Genomic DNA, 19723 nt, shown 5'->3' on the forward strand with positions numbered 1-19723 from the left:
GTTTTCATTGCTGAAAAATGGTCGTTGCTTTGGCAAAACCCTTCTAACTATAGAACAACTCAGGACAGTGCTCAGGCGTAACGGCTATGAGCGCACTGAGAGAGCGGCAAAAATACGCAGAAAGTCAGCCCGGAGGCGACGCGCGGGGTGACGATCGGCTATGATAGGACTTTCGTGTTAGTGGAAATCGTTTTAGTGAACTCTTCGCTTATGAAACCTTTGCGCCATCAAAACCGTCGTGTTATCAGCTATGTACCCCGTATCGAACCTGCACCGCCTGAACATGCTTTGAAGGTTGATGGGTTTCGTGACGTCTGGTTATTGCGCGGGAAATATGTGGCCTTCGTGTTACAGGGCGAGCGTTTTACGCGTTCACCTGTTTTTAGCGTGCCTGAAGCCGCTCAGCGCTGGGCAACTCAGATTCGTCAGGAAGGCGAAATTGACGAATAAAAAAAACCGCCTGCAATGACTTGTCAGGCGGTTTTCGTTTCGAATGACGTCGAAATTAGCGATGTGCCAGTTCGGCGTCCTCTTCGCTGTTCAGAATGGTTTTGTCAGTCTGCTTAAGCCACTGGCTGGTCAACGTACCTGCGGTCATTGAGCCGCTGACATTAAGCGCCGTACGCCCCATGTCGATCAGCGGTTCCACCGAAATCAGCAGTGCAACCAGCGTGACGGGTAAACCCATAGCAGGCAGTACAATCAGTGCGGCGAAGGTCGCACCACCACCGACACCCGCAACACCTGCGGAGCTGACTGTCACAATACCGACCAGGGTGGCAATCCACATCGGATCCAACGGATTAATGCCTACTGTCGGAGCAACCATTACCGCCAGCATTGCCGGGTAGAGACCCGCACAGCCGTTCTGACCGATGGTCGCACCGAACGAGGCGGAGAAGCTGGCGATAGACTCAGGTACGCCCAGACGACGGGTCTGCGCTTCCACATTCAGCGGAATAGACGCGGCGCTGGAACGGCTGGTAAACGCGAAGGTCAGTACCGGCCATACTTTGCGGAAGTATTTCAGCGGGCTGATGCCATTCACACCCAGCAGCAGGCCATGCACCACAAACATGATGCCAAGACCAATGTAGGAGGCGATAACAAAGCTGCCGAGCTTAATAATGTCCTGGATGTTCGAGCCGGCCACCACTTTGGTCATCAACGCCAGAACGCCATACGGCGTCAATTGCATCACCAGACGCACCAGCTTCATCACCCAGCTTTGCAGCGTATCAATGGCGATGAGCACGCGTTCGCCTTTCGGCGCATCGTCTTTGAGCAGTTTCAGGGCGGCGACACCCAGAAACGCAGCGAAAATCACAACGCTGATAATGGAGGTCGGGCTTGCACCCGTCAGATCGGCAAACGGATTCTTCGGTACAAACGACAGCAGCAACTGCGGTACGCTCAGATCGGCCACTTTGCCTACATAGTTGGTTTGAATGGCCGTTAAACGGGCCGTTTCGGCGGTCCCCTGAACCAGACCTTCGGCGGTCAGACCGAAGAGATTGGTCGTCATGACGCCAACCAGCGCTGAAATCATCGTCGTAAACAGCAGAGTACCGATAGTTAAAAAGCTAATTTTTCCCAGCGAAGACGCGTTGTGCAGGCGTGCAACGGCGCTCAGAATAGAAGCAAAAACCAGCGGCATAACAATCATCTGTAGCAGTTGCACGTAGCCATTACCGACCACGTTGAACCACTGGATAGAATTCTTCAGTACCGGGTTGTCCGAGCCGTAGATAGCCTGCAATGCAAGGCCAAACACCACGCCCAGCCCTAAACCGGCCAGTACTTTTTTTGCCAGACTCCACTGCTTGTGACGCGTTTGCGCCAGCAACAGCAGCAGTGCGACAAACACCACAACGTTTGCGATTAAAGGAAAGTTCATCCCCGTTCTCCTGATCTCATTATAAGGCCGGCATCCAAAGGTCAGCCAATGGCGGAAGGTTAGCAGAAGAGGTCCGCAAGCCTTATATCCAAATGGAATGAATTATGCCGTAAGAGCGGAAAGTGGCGATTTAATGGTCGGTCTGGTGATGAATAAAGCGATTGAACTGGTTTTGCAGCACATTAATCATCTGCGACGACCAGCGCACTGCACTGTTATCGGGCAATGTTTGTGGCATCCACAGCGCCCAGGTGAACAGCGCCATGCATAACACACGCTCCAGTTGGTTACCGCGTTGCGGCGAGAGCAAGGGCAAACGGAATCGCCAGCGGCAGGGCCAGAGAAGAGGGACGCCTGCCGGGGTGATCATATCGGCAAGGATATGGCTCAAATAACCCAGAACTAACCCCTGCAGTGCGTCTGCCGGGATAATCCAGCTATCGGGCACTTTGAGATAGAATAGCGTTAAGCCAATAAAAACGGCCAACAGGCTATGGGTAAAACCCCGGTGACCGAACATGCGGGCCACGGGTTTTGAGATCCATTTTAGCCGCTGCCCAAGAAACGACTTCGGGTGGTCGATATCGGGCAGAAGACAGGTCAGAATAGCTGACGGAACAATATGCCACCAATCCCCGTGTGCCAGCACGGGCGTCAACTCGGCATTTTTGGCAAACACCGCGCAGGCAATGGAAAAAAGCAGGTGTCCTTCCGCCGTCATGATAAAACTCGCTAAACTGTCGATGCATACAGTATAGGGTTTTTATACAGTAGGCGGAAGAGGTGACGGTGTAACTCTTTGTCACAAGAATGACATTTAACGCGCCAGCCAGCCACCATCCACGGCGAGAGTAAAGCCATTGATATAGTCAGAAGCCGCAGAGGCCAGAAAGACCGCCGGGCCTTTGAGATCATCCGGTTTTCCCCAGCGGCCTGCCGGAATGCGATCGACAATCTCCTGGTTACGTTCTGCATCTTCCCGTAACGCCTGGGTGTTGTTGGTCGCCATGTAACCAGGGGCAATGGCATTAACATTAATATTGTGTGATGCCCATTCATTGGCGAGCAGACGGGTCAGCCCCAGAACACCGCTTTTAGACGCGGTATATGACGGTACGCGGATGCCCCCCTGAAACGAGAGCATAGAAGCAATATTAATGATTTTTCCGCCATCGCCCTGGGCAATAAACTGACGAGCGACAGCCTGAGACAAAAAGAAAACCGTCTTGACGTTAAGGTTCATCACATCGTCCCAGTCTTTCTCGCTAAATTCCAGCGCATCGCAGCGACGAATCGTCCCGGCGTTATTGAGCAAAATATCAATGCGACCCATCTGTGAAACGGTCTGGCTGACGATGTCATTAATGCTGTCTTGCTTGCTGAGATCAGCCTGAATTGCGAGGAATTTGCGGCCCAGCGCGGTGACTCGCTCGGCGGTCTCCTGTGGTTTTTTACGGCCAACGCCGACGATATGGCATCCTGCTTCGGCAAGCCCCAGCGCCATCCCTTGCCCCAGGCCGGTATCGCAGCCGGTAACGATGGCGACTTTGTTTGCAAGTGAAAAGGCATCAAGAATCATAGTTCCCCCAGGTCCTGGTTATTGTCATCGCGCCTGAGATGAGGATAGGGGCAGATACGGAGAATTACAAATAAAATGAAACGATGTTTTAAAAATAAATAACCAGAGACAGTGTTACCCATCTCTGGTGTCAGGAGTTAGCCGCACAAATGCGTCAGGGTGAGCTCTTCAAGGCTGGCTAACTTCACATCGGCTAACGCATAGCGCGGATCGGCACGGTTCTCTTCGGCAGGCACCACAATGGAGCGCATCCGGGCGGCTTTACTGGCGATCATGCCATTGACAGAATCTTCCAGCGCCACACAGGTAAGCGGGTCAACGCCAAGCTTTGCGGCACAGTCCAGATAAACCTGCGGATGCGGTTTGCTGTAGGGCAGTTTTTCGGCGGACGCCAGCGCATCGAAATTATCGCGCAGGCCGAACAGAGAGAGCGTTTTTTCCAGCATATGCAGCGGCGATGCCGAGGCCAGACCCACTTTAAGACCGCTGGCTTTGCACAGAGCAATCGCTTCACGCGCGCCTGGCAGCAACGGGCGCGTTTCTTCCACCAGGGCGATGGCGCGACTGATGATGCGTTGGGTGACCTCTTCGCAGTCCGGGCCGGTCCACGGCTGGCGAGCGAACCACAGGCCAACAACCATATCAATGCGCAGGCCGAGGGTATCCGGTAGCTCATCGCGGCGGGTAATATCAACCCCCAGGCTTGCCATGACATCCAGTTCAGCACGATCCCAGAGTGGCTCTGAGTCCATAATTAATCCATCCATATCGAAAATGGCAGCGAGTATTTGTCGCGGGGCAGACATTCACACCTCTCTTTCTTACGTTAGAACACAGGGAGAAACACTTTTTCTGGTCAGGAGGTCATCATACCGTCTTTAAAGATCGGGCGAAAATGAATATGAGAGGGTAGACTTAGGCGGAAAACGGAACGTCTCACAAGGGGAATCCATGACGTATCAACAAGCTGGACGCATTGCCATACTAAAACGCGTCCTGGGGTGGGTTATCTTTATCCCATCGGTGATTTCGACAATTATTTCAGTACTTAAGTTTATGTACGACCACAGTGAAAAACAGCCGGGCATCAATGCCGTTATGCTGGATTTCGCCCATGTGATGATTGAGATGATGCGGTTTAACACGCCATTCCTCAATTTTTTCTGGTACAACTCACCCACGCCGGATTTCCATCACCAGCTTAATATCGGTTTCTGGATTATTTTTGCGCTGATCTTTGTGGGGCTGGCGCTGCAGGCTTCCGGGGCAAGGATGAGCCGTCAGACGCGGTTTCTACGTGAAAACCTTGAAGATCAACTGATTCTGGAAAAGGCAAAAGGAGCCGAAGGGCTGTCACGCGAACAAATAGCAGCGCGTATCGTGGTACCGAATCACTCCATCTTCCGACAGATTTTCCCGCTCTATGTCCTGCCTGTTATCTGTATCGTTGCAGGTTACTTCTTTTTCTCTCTGCTCGGCTTTCTTTGAACTAAGGCCACCTCTGGGTGGCCTTATCGTTCCGTCATGCGGCAAGTACTCGCTCCAGCGCTTTTTGCGCCGTTACCAGATGCTGCCCACCGAACAAAATCGCCCGGTTAAAAAGTGTATAAAGCTGGTATACGGGCTGACGGTCAAGGAAATCGCCCGGTAAGGGACTCACGGACTGGTAGCCATCATAAATTTGCGGCGGTTGGTCCGGGTGTAACGGGAGCATTGCCAGGTCACACTCTCTGTCTCCCCAGTAACATGCCGGGTCGTAAATAAACGGACCATCCGGACCAAGCGCACAGTTTGCTGACCACAGATCGCCATGAAGCAGAGACGCCTGAGGTTGGTGCGAAGCAAGACGCTGCTGAACATGTTCGACAATGGCATCGATATTGCCAAACTCCAGCCCTTTTTCTGCCGCCAGCTCCAGTTGCCAGCCGATACGTTGCTCGGCAAAAAAGGTTGACCAGCGACGTTGCCAGGCATTGGGCTGCGGTGTTGTCGACAGGTCATTATCAAAATCAAGACCGAACTGCGGTTGGTCGCTCCACTCATGCAGCCGTGCCAGTTGCTGGCCGAGTAAAAAAGCGCTGTGGGCATCGAGAGGGCGGGCAGGGAGATACTCCATCACCAGGAAGCTGTAGTCGCGGTCGCTGCCGACCGCCAGGACTTTGGGTACGCGCACCGTATTGCTACGGGAGAGCAGTTCTAGCTGGTCAGCCTCTGCGGTGAAGATGGGCAGTAATTCCCGTTCATCGCATTTTACAAACAAATCCTGACCACCATAACGCAGGTGCCATGCAGCATGGATTTCTCCACTTGGCAACTCGTCACGCTGTTCGATCTCACCAACGCCTAGTTGTTCGCTTAACAGACGACTTATTGCTTGCCACATGATATGTCTCCCATGTTATCAGCCAGATCATAAGGTTAGCGCACTACTGCTATGAAAAAATACGAACCAACGCACACCTGCGCATCCTGGGACGGACAATGGCACTTATTGTGTCTGTTTTTGCCATGCTTCCCAGGTTGTTACGCTAATGTCGGGCTTTGCGCTGACGACGCTATCTGCAAGGCCACTGGCCAGCTCTGTCACCTCTTGTTCGTTCAACGGGCTGATAAGGCCAAAGGTGTTTGTCCCGAGGTCGTGCACTTTGCCTTCTTCATCCGTGAGCGTGAGCAGGAATCCGGCACGCGTAAACTGATTATTCAGCTCGTTGATTTCCGCCAGGCTCTGCTCGTGAAATTTCACCGTCACCACGTAGCGGGTAATACCGTCGCTGCTCATAATTCACCTCATTGTTATCCTGAATTTTTTTAGCATAGTCGGCGAAGGGGATTTGTCGACTGCCGCCAGAGGAGGGAAGGCCCTCGCGGTAAGACGAGGGCCTATTTTCAGAGATTGCGCAGGTAATCGTAGATTTTTTGTGTGTCGGCGCGGGAACACAATTTCGTACCCTGATTAATGGTCGCAGCACTCCCGGCGGCAACACCGAATTTCACCATCTCTTCAAGCGACGCGCCTTCGGCAAGTTTCAGCGTCATCGCGCCGACCATGCTGTCGCCAGCGCCCACGGTACTCTGGCTTTTCATCGGCGGCGGCACAACCTGGACACACTGGCTTTCATCAACGGCGAGCGCGCCCTGTGGGCCGAGAGAAACCACGACCCGTCGCGCTTTGCCCTGACGAACAATCTCTTTTGCCGCATTCTGAACGTCATCCGGCTGCGTTAATTCCCGGCCTACCAGCGCGCTGAGCTCTTTCTGATTCGGTTTGACCAGTTCTATATTACCGATTTCGAGTGCCGCGGAGAGAGCATCACCCGAACTGTCGATGATGCAGCGGATCCCTTGGTGTTGCGCGGCCTTAACCAGTTGCGTCAGCTTCGTCACATCAACACCCGGCGGCAGGCTGCCGCTAATCACAAGGATCGCGCCACTCTCAATGGCGAGTACTTTCTCTTCCAGTCGGCGGAATTCATCAGCGGTTAGCGTGGCGCCTGGCATCACAAAACGGTATTGCTCGCCACTGGCCTCAACATGCACATGCAGATTTTGCCGGGTCCAGTCATGCGTTTCGACACATTGCGTGGGAACATTTTCATCGGCAAGCAGCGCCGTTAAATGCTCGCCTGTCGCACCACCTGCCGGGAAAATTGCCGTGGCTTTCCCCCCCAGATGGGCGATGGCGCGTGCGACATTAATGCCGCCGCCGCCGGGTTCAAAGACGGGGGCGCTACAGCGGAGTTTCCCTTCCGGGTAAATCTGCGGCGTGAGAGTCGCGCTATCGAGGGAAGGGGCCAGCGTTAGGGTATAAACCGATACCATAATGATCTCCTTTTACGGTGAATGTATTAATCCTGGCATCTGATTCTCAGAAGGCAATGTAAATAAATCGATGATTTAGAATATGAATTTTCGATAAGTCGCCGTAAAGCTTTTATACATTTAATGTCTATTTGAGATCTGTCTTATTCAAAAAATGAAATAAGAATTCATTGCTATGTTAAACGGGCCTTTTTATAATTTGTTACCTTTCAATGGACCGTCGGTCGTTGATCCACCTGAAAGTTTCCGGGACCGTTATGGTCTCTTTTTTTGTTGTTCGGACTCCTAATAAATGAAGCTTTTTAAGACAGTACCCGTGCTGATTGTTCTCGCGGGAGGCGTGCTTGCGTCGTTGAATGCTGCCGCAGATGACACCGTTTTTACTGTTATGGATGACCCCTCCACCGCGAAGAAACCGTTTGAAGGTAGCGTTAACGGTGGTTACCTGGCCCAGTCTGGCAATACCACAAGTTCTTCTCTGACTGCTGACTCCACCCTGACCTGGTATGGCACATCTACCGCATGGTCTTTATGGGGAACCGCGAGCAACACCTCATCAAATGATGAGCGTTCCTCAGAGAAATATTCCGTAGGTGGACGTAGCCGTTACAACATGACGGATTACGATTATCTGTTTGGCCAGGCAAGCTGGCTGACTGACCGATACAACGGCTATCGTGAACGTGATGTTCTGACCGCTGGTTACGGTCGTCAGTTCCTCAATGGTCCGGTGCACAGCTTCCGCTTTGAATTTGGTCCCGGTGTTCGTTACGACGAATACACTGACGGGGACACCAAAACGCAAGGCCTGGGCTATGCCTCTGGTACCTATACCTGGCAGATGACCGACAACGCCAAATTCACACAGGGTGTATCTGTGTTTGGTTCAGATGACACGACACTGAACTCTGAGACTGCGTTAAATGTCGCTATTAATGACCACTTTGGTCTGAAAGTGGCATACAACGTGACCTGGAATTCTCAGCCGCCATCATCGGCGCCAGAGCATACCGATCGTCGAACTACAGTCTCCCTCGGCTACAAGATGTAACCGCACCGGGCCGGGTTCTCCGGCCCTTTATTTTCCCTCAGATACTGTTTTTGCCAGCGCGATAGCATTGCTAATAGCAGCTTTTGCCTGAGGACTGTTTTTCCAGCACGTTGATCCGACGAGCGCCGCCCCCTGGGCGACGATATCGTCAACGGAAGCTTCACGGAGTTGAGCGAGCGCGCTAAATCCCATTTGCTCCAGTCGTTCAATGACTTTCGGGCCGACACCTTTGCAGGCGAGCAGGGCAGTGCGCTCTTGTGCGGTAAATGACATCGACATTTCCTTATTGTGATTATCACCTTGCTGTGGTTATTCAGTATTATTAATGAGTAACAGAAGAACAACAAACCACGAAAAGTCGTGATCACCTCATGGGGGAGTGCATGGGCAGGACAAAAGATGCCGAGTTATATGAAGAAATGTGCCGGGTCGTTGGGAAAGTGGTGCTTGAGATGCGAGACCTTGGCCAGGAGCCAAAACATGTGGTGATTGCCGGGATGGTGCGCACGATGCTGGCGAATCAACGTGTGCCGCGTACGGAATTGACTAAACAGGCGATGGCGGAAGTAATCCGCGCGCTGGGTTTTGAGGCTTCCTGAGATTCTATTTTTGTGAGCCAGCAGTAGGACACAGAAAATAGTCAAGGGAACCAATATCAAACAAGAGGTACATTCCCCCTTTTTTTAGTGTTACCATCCTCTGACGCAATGAAAAGTGTGAGCCATGATGGCCTTCATTGACGTAACAGATTACGCGCCAATTTAGCGATTGTTGGTTAGATGGCGGCGTAATTTATTTCGACTAAACAAATATTTACTTCGTATGTGATCTTTCGTGTAAGACATGTACGAAGTTTCACGTGATTCCACTCTGTTTCAATCCCTCCTTTTAAACCCTCATCAGCTTTGACTTTCTCCCGTCTCGGTGTTTCACTTCGTTTCTCTCTGTGCGTGTTTGTGCCACGCTATTTTTGTACACACCAATGTACACAGTGGACTGACCCCACCCCGGTAGACGATCCTGCCCTATAGTTTGAGTATAGGAGGAGCGTATGGGCACACCACGATTTACACCTGAATTTAAGGAAGAAGCCGTCCGTCAGATAACGGAGCGCGGTTATTCTGTTGCTGAAGTATCCGACCGTCTGGGCGTTTCTGCGCACAGCCTCTACAAGTGGCTACGGGCTATCAAGCCTGATAACAGCGAACAGCATGCCCGGGATTTACTGGAAGCTAAAAGCGAGATCCTGAAGCTCAGGGCACAGCTGAAGCGCACTGAGGAAGAACGGGATATTCTGAAAAAGGCCGCGCGGTACTTTGCAAGGGAGCCCGACTGAAGTACCGCTTTATCAATGAGCACCGCACTGTATGGGGTGTCATGACGATGTGTCGGGTGTTGTGCGTTGCCCGGGCCGGGTTTTATGCGTGGCTGCATAATCCGGTCTCTGCGCGGGATAAAGATAACCAGCGTCTGCTGACGCTCATCCGTGATTCATATTCCCTGAGCGGTGGCGTCTATGGCTATCGTCGGGTTCATGGCGATCTGAATGAGATCGGTGAAACCTGCGGCAAAAACCGGGTGGGCCGTATTATGCAACTGAACCGGATTAAAGCCGTGCGCGGCTATAAAGCGCCGCGTCGTATCGCTGGCCGACCTTCAGTGGTTGCGCCTAATCGTGTGCAGCGGCAGTTTACCGCTGTCCGGGCCAATCAGGTCTGGGTCACCGATATTACTTATATCCGCACCTGGCAGGGCTGGCTGTATCTGGCGGTGGTTATCGATCTCTTCGCCCGTAACGTGGTTGGCTGGTCGATGAAGCCCACTCTCTCTCGCGAACTCGCGCTGGACGCTCTGATGATGGCCGTGTGGCGTCGAAAACCGGACGGCGAGGTTATCGTACATAGCGATCAGGGCAGCCAGTACGGCAGTGACGACTGGCAGCGCTTCTGCCGGGCCAATAACCTGGCACCGAGCATGAGCCGGCGTGGCAACTGCTGGGATAATGCGGTGGCCGAATCGTTCTTCAGTTCGCTGAAAAAAGAACGGATCAGAAAACGTATCTATAAAACCCGGGATCTGGCCCGGGCCGATATCTTCGATTACATTGAAGTCTTCTACAACCGGGCCCGGCGTCACAGCCACCTCGGCGGCGTCAGTCCGGAGGCCTTTGAACAGGCCTCGTCGTGAGGACAGGAAATGTCTACTGTTGTGGGGTCAGTCCAAACTATAGGGCAGGATCGTCTACCGGGGTGGGGTCAGTCCATCTGACTGTTAAAGATGGCCATATCAATGGTGGCGATTATGTTTGCTACTACAAGGGATCAGTAAACGGTAATACGGCTGCAGTTAAGTCTGTACCTCATAATAAGCATGACACTACCGCCTTTAATGGTTTCGCTCCTCTAGATCTTGAGCTTCGCATTGAGGAACATGGCCCTGTGTATTTGTTTAAAGGCAATGTCAAAGGTGATAGTTCCAAGGCGATTCATGGGGAACTACATTTCTTGGCTGACCTTGCCTAAATATTCAAATCAAACCGCTTTTGAGCGGTTTTTATATTGTCATCACAAAGGCTACCTGCGGGTGGCCTTTTTAATGGCTATAGCGAGAGGAAAAGTATGAAGACCACTCCGGACTGGGAGGCTATCGAATCGGCTTACCGGGCCGGTGTGATGTCCCTCCGTGAAATTGCTTCACAACATGGCATAAGCGAAGGCGCTATACGCAAGCGTGGGAAGCGTGACGACTGGTCGCGTGACCTCAATGCGAAGGTGAAAGAACGCGCTGATGATTTGGTACGCAAAGCAGAGGTACGCAAGCAGGTACGCACCGAAACGGTACTGTCAGAGCGCGTACTGATAGAGGCCACTGCCGAGGTAATTGCCACGGTACGCATGCAACATCGAGGCGACATCCGCCGGGCGAGGACACTCGCGAATGCTCTGTTTGATGAGCTTGAAGCCGAGTGTGCAGACGTTGAGTCTCTGCGTAACCTGGGCGAACTGATGTTATCCCCGGACGAGAACGGGCGTGACCGGCTTAACGAGCTTTATCAGGCCATCATCAGCATGCCGGAGCGTGTTAAGTCGATGAAGGCTCTTAGTGAGACGTTGAAGAATTTGATTGGTCTTGAGCGACAGGCTTACAGCATGGATGAAGGCGAAAAAGATAAGGTTGTTGACGTACTGTCCGATCTGATGGATTCGCTCTCTCAGGGGGCGTAATGAAACCTGAGCATCTCAGGCTGCTGGCTGATAAAGACTGGCGGCTAAACAATCTCTACTGGATCACCGACAAAGAGGGGAAACCCACACGATTCAGGATGACGCCTGAGCAGCGGGAATACTTCGAGGGGATCCACACCCGCAACATCATTCTGAAAGCCAGGCAGCTCGGTTTCACAACAGAGGTGTGCATCATCCAATTGGATGCGGCACTGTTTGAGTCGGCGAAGTGCGCGCTGATCGCCCACACCTTGAATGACGCTAAACGCCTGTTCCGCGAGAAGGTGAAGTACGCATACGACAAGTTGCCTAAAGAAATAAGGGCAGCCAATCCTGCGAGCAACGACTCTGCTGGTGAACTGGTATTCAAAAAGGGCGGTTCGCTCTACGTCAGCACATCATTTCGTGGCGGTACGCTGCGTTACCTGCACGTTTCCGAGTTCGGAAAGATATGCGCCAAGTTTCCTCACAAAGCGCGTGAGATCGTCACTGGCGCGTTTGAGGCGGTATCGACTGGATGCTTCGCGACCATCGAAAGCACGGCGGAGGGAAGAGCCGGCTACTTCTTCGATTATTGTCAGGCCGCAGAGAAAGCAATGCTGCAGGGCAAACCGCTCTCTCCGCTGGACTGGAAGTTTTTCTTCTTTTCCTGGTGGAAGAATCCGCAGTACGCCATCGACCCGGTAGAAGCAATCCCGCAGCGCCTGGTTGATTACTTCGCGGAAATGGAAGCGAAGCATGGCGTCGTCGTTAATGACCGCCAACGCGCCTGGTACTATGCCAAAGAGAAAACCCTCGGCGATGACATGAAGCGCGAATATCCGACGATACCCGCCGAGGCGTTCCAGCAGTCGGTTGAGGGCGCGTACTACGCCAAGCAGTTCCGGTGGTTATACACCAACAAGCGGATCGGACAACTCCCCGATAACTCGCATCTCCCTGTGCACACGTTCTGGGATATTGGCGTGGGTGACTCGACGGCTATCTGGTTTGTTCGTGAAGTCGGCGAAGAGTTCCACGTCATCGACTACTACGAAAACTCAGGTGAGGGCCTGCGGCATTACATGAAGGTGCTGAAAGACCGTGGCTACGAGTACGGTGAGCACTGGGGGCCGCACGACATCGAAAACAGAGAGTTCGGCGCTGATGCTAAGTCACGCAAGGAACTGGCGCAGGAAGGCTACGAAATCGACGGTCAGATGTACTCTATGACGTTTAATGTCGTGCCTAAAACGGGGGTTGATACCGGTATTGAGTCGGTGCGTGAAATCCTCCCGTCCTGTGTGTTCGACGAAGAGAAATGCGCAGAAGGGATCTCCCACCTCGAGGGCTACCGCAAAGAGTGGGACGACAAACGCGGTTGCTGGAAAGATAAACCGCTTCACGATTTCACTTCTCACGGTGCTGACGGCTTCCGTTACTTCGCAGTTGCGAAGAATAACCGCAAGCAGGTTGGCGCAGTATTCTTCTAAGGAGCTCATCAGTGAGTGAACAACAAGGCGAGGTCTCATTCCTCGTTAACGCCCTTGCTGATGCTATTGGGCGCCAGCGCATGCAATACGCAGGGCGCAATGGCAACGTGAAACGCACGAAGCTCTGGGATGAGTTCGGCTATCCGGAAACGCTAACCTTCGACAATTTCTATCGCCAGTATCGACGTGGTTCAACGGGATTCTCTGCGGTACATAAGCTGCTTGACGCTTGCTGGGTTGACCGGCCGACCATCATCGACGGTGACGAAGACAGGGAGTCTACAGCCACGACGGCGTGGGAAAAGGCTATCACCAAGCTGATGAAGAAGCACTGGGCAAAAATTAAGGATGCCGATCGCCGCAACATGATTGGCAGATATTCGGCGCTGTTGATTCAGGTCCGTGACAGCCGGGACTGGAGCCAGCCGATTGACGTCGATGTCGTGAAAAAACTCGGCAGTAAGGCACTGGTGAAACTCATTCCGGCATGGGAGCCACAAATTAAACCGGGCAATCTGGATACTGATACCTGGTCGGAAACGTATGGTCAGCCGGTTAGCTATCAGTTCAATGAGCAGCCAATCGGTGACGAAGGGACATACAGCAGTCCCCGTTCTGTCCAGGTGCACCCGGACCGCATCATCCTCTTGTGCGAGGGTTCTGAGGACGACAACATCCTCTCCGGCATCCCACTGCTGGAGGCAGGCTATAACGACCTTCTTGATATCGAGAAAACGAAGGGCGGCAGTGCCGAGGGCTTCCTTAAAAACGCCAGCCGACAACTGGGGATCGCCTTCGACAAAGAAACGAACATGGAAAGCCTGAAAAAGGCGGCTATTGATGCAGGTTTCAAAGACCTTGGGGAAGCACTGAACGACAAGGTAGCGAAGATGAACCGCGGTACCGATGCCGCTCTGGTAATGCAGGCAGGCACGCCCTCTGTTCTCTCGGTAGCCGCTTCTGACCCGACGCCAAGCTGGACGGTATCAGCCAACTCCTTCTCTTCAACAATTCAATGTCCGTTCAACATTATGTTCGGAAAGCAGACGGGCAATCTCGCGTCGGAGGAAGATAAGACTGCCTGGGCAAACCGCTGTAACGAACGTCGCTGGGGATTCCTTTCTGACGTTATTACCCGCGTCATTGAGCGGTTCTGGACTGTTGGCATTATTGACCCTCCAGCATCCGGCGAGGTGACACTGGCCTGGTCTGATTTGCTGGCGCCGAGTGAAAAAGAGAAGCTGGCCAATATGGCAGTGATGGCTGACGTGGCAGCGAAAACACAACAGGCCTTTGGCACCCCAGCAGTCGATGAAAATGAGGTTCGCGCGGTCGGCGAACTGGAGCCACGGAAAGAGCCTGAAACGCCAGATCCTAATGCAAAACCAACCGGAAAGGATCCGCTGACTGATGACGACGACAGTGCAGACCCGAATCGGAACGCCAATCGTCCCGCGCAATAAGGCTGACCCGACGCAATCAGGCCGACAGGTCAGTCGGATGTTCAATGATATCGAAGCCCGTTATCTGGACATCAAGCGCCGACTGAAAGTGCTCTTTGATCAGCGTCTCACCGGGCGCCAGCGCGAAACCAATGGCGAGCGGTCCTGGATGATGTGCAACAACGAGGGTGCGGAGCCATCGCTATATCAGGTCAATGCCGGAACCTACATCTATGACATGACGGCGGCACAACTGGCTGACCTGCTGCAGATTGTTCAAACCGTATTGGACGATTCACTGCTCGACGGGGGAAGCCAGAACCTTTGGGCGCTGGAATATGTCTCGGCAGGGTATGAGCGCGGCACGTTGAATGCCTTCACCAACCTCTCGGTGCAGTCCCCGGCCTACGCCAGTCAGATAACATTGCAGCAATTGCTCTCCAGTCCGGCTTATCAGAACCAGATTGCCAGCGCCTACGTAAGCACTTATAGCGACTGGAAGGGGATAAGCGATACAGCAAGAGCCGACCTCGCAAACGTAATAGCCGACTCGATAGGGCGTGGGATTAACCCGCGCGAGACGGCCAGCATTGTCAGTAAGCGCCTTGATGTGTCGATGGCTAAGGCCAAAAATATCGCGCAGACGGAGCAGGTCGGCGCGCTGCGGCAGGCACAATGGAATGAAACGGATTGGGCTGCTGATCGCCTTGGGCTGAATACCGGGTTGCTTTGGTTATCAGCGTTAAAACCCACTACTCGCTGGTGGCATGCCGCTGAGCATGGAAAGGTTAAATCGACCGAATGGGTAAGGGAATTTTACTCACGAGACGGCAATAAGTATCACTGCTACTGCAGCCAGATTCCGGTACTGCTCAACGAGGACGGTAGTATCTTTAATGAAGGACTGACGGATAAGTTGGCGACAGAAAGAAAAGCTTGGTATTCCATTAAACAATAATTATGTTAATCCTCATCAGGAGGATTTCATGGTTAAAAGACAGGATAGCTCTGGTTATCTATATCATTGGGTTAAAGCAGTACCTTTTCTAAGACTCAAAGAGACTGATTACTCTGCTGCATTCGAAGTAATGATGCAGATCATCGATGACGGCTGTCTCAGGGCAGGCCTTACAATGGATAAAGGCGGGCATGAGTGCATATGTTTAACCGAATCGCCTAAAAAAATGATAACAAATGATACTTCAAAGTATCAGCCATTCGGATTTCAGTTTACGAAGCGAGAGCTTTTCGCCTTGGGAGGCAGGCCAGTTATTTATTCTCCTATAAGGGATAAAGCACTACTTGATCCTTCTTTACATTGGCGGTTCATGCCTTTTGATTTGGATTTGATGTCAGTTAAGAATCCGAATGGCTTGGATTTTACTTGGGAACGCGAATGGCGCCTTAACGAACCAGAGCTTTTCATTCAGGATGCTAGGAAAATATATGTACCAAACGATTATTACAAAAAGCAACTCATAGACAGGACAAACCTTATCGTTCAAAACAGCATATCAGACTATTACTTTGGATATCCTGATCAATGTGTGGAGCAATACGTTGACGACATACATGATAAAATTGAAGTTTTAAACATCCCCGATTAGGCCAGTTCTGGCCTTTTTTATTGTCTGAAATCCACCAATGAGGACCCGGCATGAAACGCAACCGCGTTAACGTGCTGACCGTCGTCAACTCCGCATCAAACATCACCACTGAAACCATCGACGGCAAGCCACATATCGTGGTTCGCGGCATCACGCCTGTGGTGGACGATATCGTGATGAACCGGAAGTTGTACCCGGCAGCAGAAATCGAGAAAGCCTATAACACGCTTGAGCGTAATCCGATGCCTCTGGGCCACCCGAAGGTGGACGGCAAGCATGTTTCGGCGCGCGACGTGCGGGCGGTTAACAATTACCACGTCGGGGCATGGCTCCAGAACGTCAACCACAAAGACGGCAAAGTCAGCGGTGATATGTACGTAGACCGCCAGTACGCCGAGTCGAGTGAGAAAGGCAAACGACTCGTTAACCGACTGGATGAGATGGCCGCTGGTACCAACGTCGATCCGATCCACATCTCAACAGGCCTGCTGTATTCCGGTATTGCCGCGAACGGCGAATCGAAAGGCAAAAGGTACAACGAAATTGCCACCAACATGATGTTCGACCATGTAGCTGTGCTGCTGGACGAACCCGGCGCAGGTACGCCAGGCGAAGGCGTTGGCATCTTCGTTAATGCCGAAGGTGAAGAACTTGAAATCGAAGTCGTGAACCTTGCTGATTCTGAATCTCCCGACCCGCAAGACCCCACATTTAAAACCTTTTTCAACCAGCTAAAGGCGTTTTTCAGCGCCAACAGCGACTCAACCCATAAGGAAACAGACCCGATGAAAGAGCTCATCGTCAATGCGCTGAAAGCCAAAGGTAAACCGGTTGACGGTAAAACCGATGCCGAGCTGATGGACGCATATAACCAGATGCTGGCGGAAAACGCCGGCAAAGAAGAGACGCCGGAAGAAAAGGCTGCTCGCGAGAAGAAAGAGGCTGACGACAAGAAGGCGAAAGAGCAGGCCAACAACAACCAGGAAGCCCCTGCATGGTTTGCCCCGTTCGCCCAGAAGCTGAACGCGATCGAGTCCGGTCTGTCGGTAAACGCCGACAAGGTTAAAAGTGAAATGCGTGCTGCAGTAAAAGCGAAGTTCGGCCTGGACGACCTCGCAGTGAACGCTCTCGACGGCGCGGCTCTGGACGGCTTCTACGCGCAGTGCCAGACATCAACGGGCCTGAATGGTGTATTCCGCCAGGCGAACAACAACCAATCTTTCAGCGAAATGCCGGAGTAAGAAATGGCTAAAGACGGGAAACATGTAATTCATGCGGGCGGTATTTTTGCCAATCCGCAGTTGCACCGGGAGGGTGCCGCGGCTGCTGATACCAGACCCGGCACTATTGGCTTCTTCGATAACACGACGAAGAAATTCACGGCATCGGTTGATGGCAATGAAGACGCCATTCTGTATGTGGCTAACTATGACTATCTGCGCTGTAAAACGGTGGATGACGCCATTGCTGAGGGGGACTGGGTGGTCGCGATGCATCCAACGTCCGGTGTTTTCTTCAACGTCCCTGCGGCGGCCGGCACGTACACGAAAGGTCAGCCGCTTTCAATTGCCAATGGTTTCGTGAAAGCGAAGGCCGCGGGTGAGTCTGTCCGCGCTTATGTCGAAGAGGACCGCGCATACACCATTGCCACCGCAGGCGATCTCCTGCGCGTCGTCATTAAGTAAGGAGCAACGAATGTTTGCATTTTCCACCCGACAGGCAACCGAGACCCGAAATCTTGAGGCAAACACTGCTCAGTTTCAGGAGTTGCAGTTTGCCCGTAATGCCAGCGCCCAGGCTGTAGCCGATTTCATTGCCCGCACCCGCGCGCGTGGTGAAGCCGCCAATGCCCCGGTACTGGATGCAGTGAACGCAGTGGATGATATCCGCCGCCTGTATCGCTCTTACGACCAGACCGTTCTGGCTGAATTCCAGCCCAATACCGAATTCACGTTACTCAACGATCTGATGCCTCTTTCCCGGTCTGTACGACTGGAAGAATCGGTGTATGAATACGCGCGCACGGGTGGTCGTGGTTGGGCTCACACCTCAATGTCCGGCCAGATTGGTGCGGCGCTCGATGCGAAGTCCTATACCTTCGACGGCACGATGGTGCCTATTCACGATTCCGGTTTCAAATTCAACTGGCGTGATCCGGTATTCAATAAAGGCTCTGCGTTGTCGTCTCTGGCCGACGCCCAGGCTGGCTCAGTCGATGATGTGCGCCGCCAGTACGTGGACTATATCTGGAGCGGCTTCCGCGACGCTGCGGGCAACTTCATTAAGTTTGACGATAAAACCTGGAAAGGCCTGCGTGCTGATGAGCGTGTCGCTCAAATTACGCTGACCTTCAACTTCGCGACCAGTACGGATCCGAAAGCTATTCGCGCTCAGGCCATTGCGCTACGTGACGTACTGAAACTGCAGAACTATCAATACGGCGAGCAGACCTGGTACGTTTCCAGCGAAATCATGTCGAACTGGGAACAGTATTTCGATGTGAACTCCCTGCGCACGGTGCTGGAAGAGATTAAGAAGCTCTCCGGCATTAAAGACATCAAAGAAGACGCCAAGCTATCCGGCAATCAGATTCTGGTTGTACCGCTGGGTGCTGGGGTTATCGCTCCGATTGTCGGCCAGGCGTTCGGTACCGTTGCCGATCCTCGCCAGTTCTACAACAGCGACTACGTATGGCGCACCTGGGGTGCTGCTGGTCTGATGGTTAAGCAGGACATCAGCGGTCACTTCTCTGTCGTTTACGCCTCGAGCTAAGGAAACACCTATGGCACTTGTAAAGATACTGGTAGAGAACCTCTTTGCCGGTGCCAGCTTCCAGAAGCTGGAGGCTGGTAAAGTTTATGACGTCGATGATGCGGTTGCTGAGAACTGGATTGCAGCGGGCAAAGCTGAGGCAACGAAAGAAAAGGGCGAGACGCTGCTGTTTGAGGTGGCTACGCCCTCGACACCCCTGGCTGTTGAAACCACCGTGCTACAGGAGCAACTCGACAATGCTCTTGCGATGGTCGAACAGTTAAAGGCCGAAGCGACAGCGAAGGATGTTGCTCACGCGGAAGCCCTGGCGGCTGAAACAAAACGTGCAGATGCAGCAGAAGCGGCGCTGGCAGAAGCAACCAAGAAGGCGAAATAATCATGGCTGACCCAATCACAGCGGCAGACGTGCATGCGTTCCTCGGTGAATTGGGTTACTCCATCCCGGGCGCGTTACTGGAGCCGATTCTCTGCGTGGTAAACAAAATCATTCCGTGTCTTGATGGCGCGGGATATGACGACTGCACCGCAAAACTCATCCTGATGTATGCCGCCGCGTTGATGACAACGTCTTCCGGCGCCCGCCGCATCAAATCACAGGGGGCACCATCTGGCGCGTCTCGTTCGTTTGATTATGGCGAAGACAGCATCACATGGTTACGCGATTCTCTGTCCCACCTCGATACGGGCGGGTGCACCAGTGCACTGCCAATCAGCGTCGGTAATAGTGTCGGATTTTTCGATGTGGTGGGGGGCTGCTGATGGCCTGGATATCCGTTAAGCATCGGCTGCCTCGTTCATTCTCGCGCGTGTGGGTAATCACCGATACCGGGCAGCAAACGACAGCGTACGTCAAATCGGAC

Annotated in this window: 24 protein-coding genes; 16 read left to right on the plus strand and 8 right to left on the minus strand. The window is 52.8% G+C overall.

Features of this window, described 5'->3' with window-relative positions:
* Positions 1 to 186 precede the first annotated feature (186 nt).
* Positions 187 to 450, plus strand: coding sequence for a cell division activator CedA (cedA, locus tag MRY16398_RS11555; protein ID WP_255498900.1), 264 nt, complete (start codon positions 187 to 189; stop codon positions 448 to 450).
* Between the two features lie 55 nt (positions 451 to 505).
* On the opposite strand, the gene MRY16398_RS11560 is transcribed toward cedA, so the two are convergent.
* The 4 genes from MRY16398_RS11560 to hxpB all read right to left on the minus strand — a co-directional run bounded on the left by MRY16398_RS11560 (position 506) and on the right by hxpB (position 4282).
* Positions 506 to 1897 (minus strand): L-cystine transporter, encoded by a 1392-nt coding sequence (locus MRY16398_RS11560; protein WP_125124393.1) that lies wholly within the window; start codon positions 1895 to 1897, stop codon positions 506 to 508.
* 130 nt (positions 1898 to 2027) lie between these two features.
* The gene (locus MRY16398_RS11565) at positions 2028 to 2618 is read right to left on the minus strand and encodes a metal-dependent hydrolase (RefSeq protein ID WP_041851615.1); all 591 of its coding nucleotides are present in this window, start codon (positions 2616 to 2618) and stop codon (positions 2028 to 2030) included.
* Positions 2619 to 2714: 96 nt separating this feature from the next.
* Complete coding sequence (gene kduD, locus MRY16398_RS11570) at positions 2715 to 3476, minus strand: 2-dehydro-3-deoxy-D-gluconate 5-dehydrogenase KduD (protein ID WP_041851614.1); 762 nt, start codon at positions 3474 to 3476, stop codon at positions 2715 to 2717.
* 137 nt (positions 3477 to 3613) lie between these two features.
* Positions 3614 to 4282 (minus strand): hexitol phosphatase HxpB, encoded by a 669-nt coding sequence (gene hxpB, locus MRY16398_RS11575; protein ID WP_041851613.1) that lies wholly within the window; start codon positions 4280 to 4282, stop codon positions 3614 to 3616.
* Between the two features lie 145 nt (positions 4283 to 4427).
* On the opposite strand from hxpB, the gene MRY16398_RS11580 reads away from it, so the two are divergent.
* Entirely contained in the window at positions 4428 to 4964 is a 537-nt protein-coding gene (locus tag MRY16398_RS11580; protein ID WP_041851612.1) for a YniB family protein, read from the plus strand.
* Between the two features lie 34 nt (positions 4965 to 4998).
* On the opposite strand, the gene MRY16398_RS11585 is transcribed toward MRY16398_RS11580, so the two are convergent.
* The 3 genes from MRY16398_RS11585 to pfkB form a co-directional block, all read right to left on the minus strand.
* Entirely contained in the window at positions 4999 to 5859 is an 861-nt protein-coding gene (locus tag MRY16398_RS11585) for a fructosamine kinase family protein (protein WP_125124394.1), read from the minus strand.
* Between the two features lie 105 nt (positions 5860 to 5964).
* Positions 5965 to 6255 carry a type V toxin-antitoxin system endoribonuclease antitoxin GhoS gene (ghoS, locus tag MRY16398_RS11590; protein WP_041851610.1) on the minus strand — a complete coding sequence of 97 codons (291 nt, stop codon included), beginning with the start codon at positions 6253 to 6255 and terminating at the stop codon, positions 5965 to 5967.
* 107 nt (positions 6256 to 6362) lie between these two features.
* Positions 6363 to 7295, minus strand: coding sequence for a 6-phosphofructokinase II (gene pfkB / locus MRY16398_RS11595; RefSeq protein ID WP_071195368.1), 933 nt, complete (start codon positions 7293 to 7295; stop codon positions 6363 to 6365).
* A gap of 292 nt (positions 7296 to 7587) precedes the next feature.
* Between pfkB and MRY16398_RS11600 the strand changes: the two genes are divergently transcribed.
* The gene (locus MRY16398_RS11600; protein WP_041851608.1) at positions 7588 to 8346 is read left to right on the plus strand and encodes a DUF481 domain-containing protein; all 759 of its coding nucleotides are present in this window, start codon (positions 7588 to 7590) and stop codon (positions 8344 to 8346) included.
* Positions 8347 to 8373: 27 nt separating this feature from the next.
* Here MRY16398_RS11600 and MRY16398_RS11605 read toward each other — a convergent pair whose 3' ends face one another.
* The gene (locus tag MRY16398_RS11605; RefSeq protein WP_041851607.1) at positions 8374 to 8619 is read right to left on the minus strand and encodes a Pathogenicity locus; all 246 of its coding nucleotides are present in this window, start codon (positions 8617 to 8619) and stop codon (positions 8374 to 8376) included.
* 110 nt (positions 8620 to 8729) lie between these two features.
* Between MRY16398_RS11605 and fumD the strand changes: the two genes are divergently transcribed.
* The 13 genes from fumD to MRY16398_RS11675 all read left to right on the plus strand — a co-directional run bounded on the left by fumD (position 8730) and on the right by MRY16398_RS11675 (position 19622).
* Positions 8730 to 8945 (plus strand): fumarate hydratase FumD, encoded by a 216-nt coding sequence (gene fumD, locus MRY16398_RS11610; protein ID WP_041851606.1) that lies wholly within the window; start codon positions 8730 to 8732, stop codon positions 8943 to 8945.
* Between the two features lie 452 nt (positions 8946 to 9397).
* Positions 9398 to 10533 (plus strand): IS3 family transposase gene (locus tag MRY16398_RS11620; protein ID WP_202816177.1). Its coding sequence is split into 2 segments (ribosomal slippage): positions 9398 to 9644 and positions 9644 to 10533, totalling 1137 coding nucleotides; the frame shifts between segments, so codons are not numbered across the junction.
* 62 nt (positions 10534 to 10595) lie between these two features.
* A complete protein-coding gene (locus MRY16398_RS11625) occupies positions 10596 to 10868 on the plus strand; it encodes a hypothetical protein (protein WP_172600642.1) in 273 nt (90 codons plus the stop codon).
* A 96-nt stretch (positions 10869 to 10964) separates the two neighbouring features.
* Positions 10965 to 11570, plus strand: a complete 606-nt coding sequence (locus tag MRY16398_RS11630; protein WP_125124396.1) for a hypothetical protein — start codon at positions 10965 to 10967, stop codon at positions 11568 to 11570.
* Complete coding sequence (locus MRY16398_RS11635) at positions 11570 to 13042, plus strand: terminase (RefSeq protein WP_125124397.1); 1473 nt, start codon at positions 11570 to 11572, stop codon at positions 13040 to 13042. Before MRY16398_RS11630 ends, MRY16398_RS11635 begins: the two co-directional genes overlap by 1 nt.
* A gap of 11 nt (positions 13043 to 13053) precedes the next feature.
* A complete protein-coding gene (locus MRY16398_RS11640) occupies positions 13054 to 14505 on the plus strand; it encodes a DUF1073 domain-containing protein (protein ID WP_125124398.1) in 1452 nt (483 codons plus the stop codon).
* On the plus strand, positions 14453 to 15442 hold the full coding sequence (locus MRY16398_RS11645) for a phage minor head protein (RefSeq protein ID WP_172600643.1): 990 nt from the start codon (positions 14453 to 14455) through the stop codon (positions 15440 to 15442). The genes MRY16398_RS11640 and MRY16398_RS11645 overlap by 53 nt, the downstream gene beginning before the upstream one ends.
* Positions 15443 to 15470: 28 nt before the next feature.
* Positions 15471 to 16091 (plus strand): hypothetical protein, encoded by a 621-nt coding sequence (locus MRY16398_RS11650; protein ID WP_125124399.1) that lies wholly within the window; start codon positions 15471 to 15473, stop codon positions 16089 to 16091.
* 50 nt (positions 16092 to 16141) lie between these two features.
* Positions 16142 to 17332, plus strand: coding sequence for a DUF2213 domain-containing protein (locus MRY16398_RS11655; protein ID WP_125124400.1), 1191 nt, complete (start codon positions 16142 to 16144; stop codon positions 17330 to 17332).
* A gap of 3 nt (positions 17333 to 17335) precedes the next feature.
* Positions 17336 to 17776 carry a hypothetical protein gene (locus MRY16398_RS11660; RefSeq protein ID WP_125124401.1) on the plus strand — a complete coding sequence of 147 codons (441 nt, stop codon included), beginning with the start codon at positions 17336 to 17338 and terminating at the stop codon, positions 17774 to 17776.
* Between the two features lie 10 nt (positions 17777 to 17786).
* Positions 17787 to 18863 carry a major capsid protein gene (locus tag MRY16398_RS11665; RefSeq protein WP_125124402.1) on the plus strand — a complete coding sequence of 359 codons (1077 nt, stop codon included), beginning with the start codon at positions 17787 to 17789 and terminating at the stop codon, positions 18861 to 18863.
* A 10-nt stretch (positions 18864 to 18873) separates the two neighbouring features.
* A complete protein-coding gene (locus tag MRY16398_RS11670) occupies positions 18874 to 19239 on the plus strand; it encodes a hypothetical protein (RefSeq protein ID WP_125124403.1) in 366 nt (121 codons plus the stop codon).
* Positions 19240 to 19241: 2 nt separating this feature from the next.
* Positions 19242 to 19622 (plus strand): DUF7370 family protein, encoded by a 381-nt coding sequence (locus MRY16398_RS11675; RefSeq protein WP_125124404.1) that lies wholly within the window; start codon positions 19242 to 19244, stop codon positions 19620 to 19622.
* The last annotated feature ends 101 nt before the right edge of the window (positions 19623 to 19723 follow it).

Source organism: Phytobacter sp. MRY16-398, from assembly GCF_003925915.1.
Lineage (GTDB): Bacteria > Pseudomonadota > Gammaproteobacteria > Enterobacterales > Enterobacteriaceae > Phytobacter > Phytobacter diazotrophicus.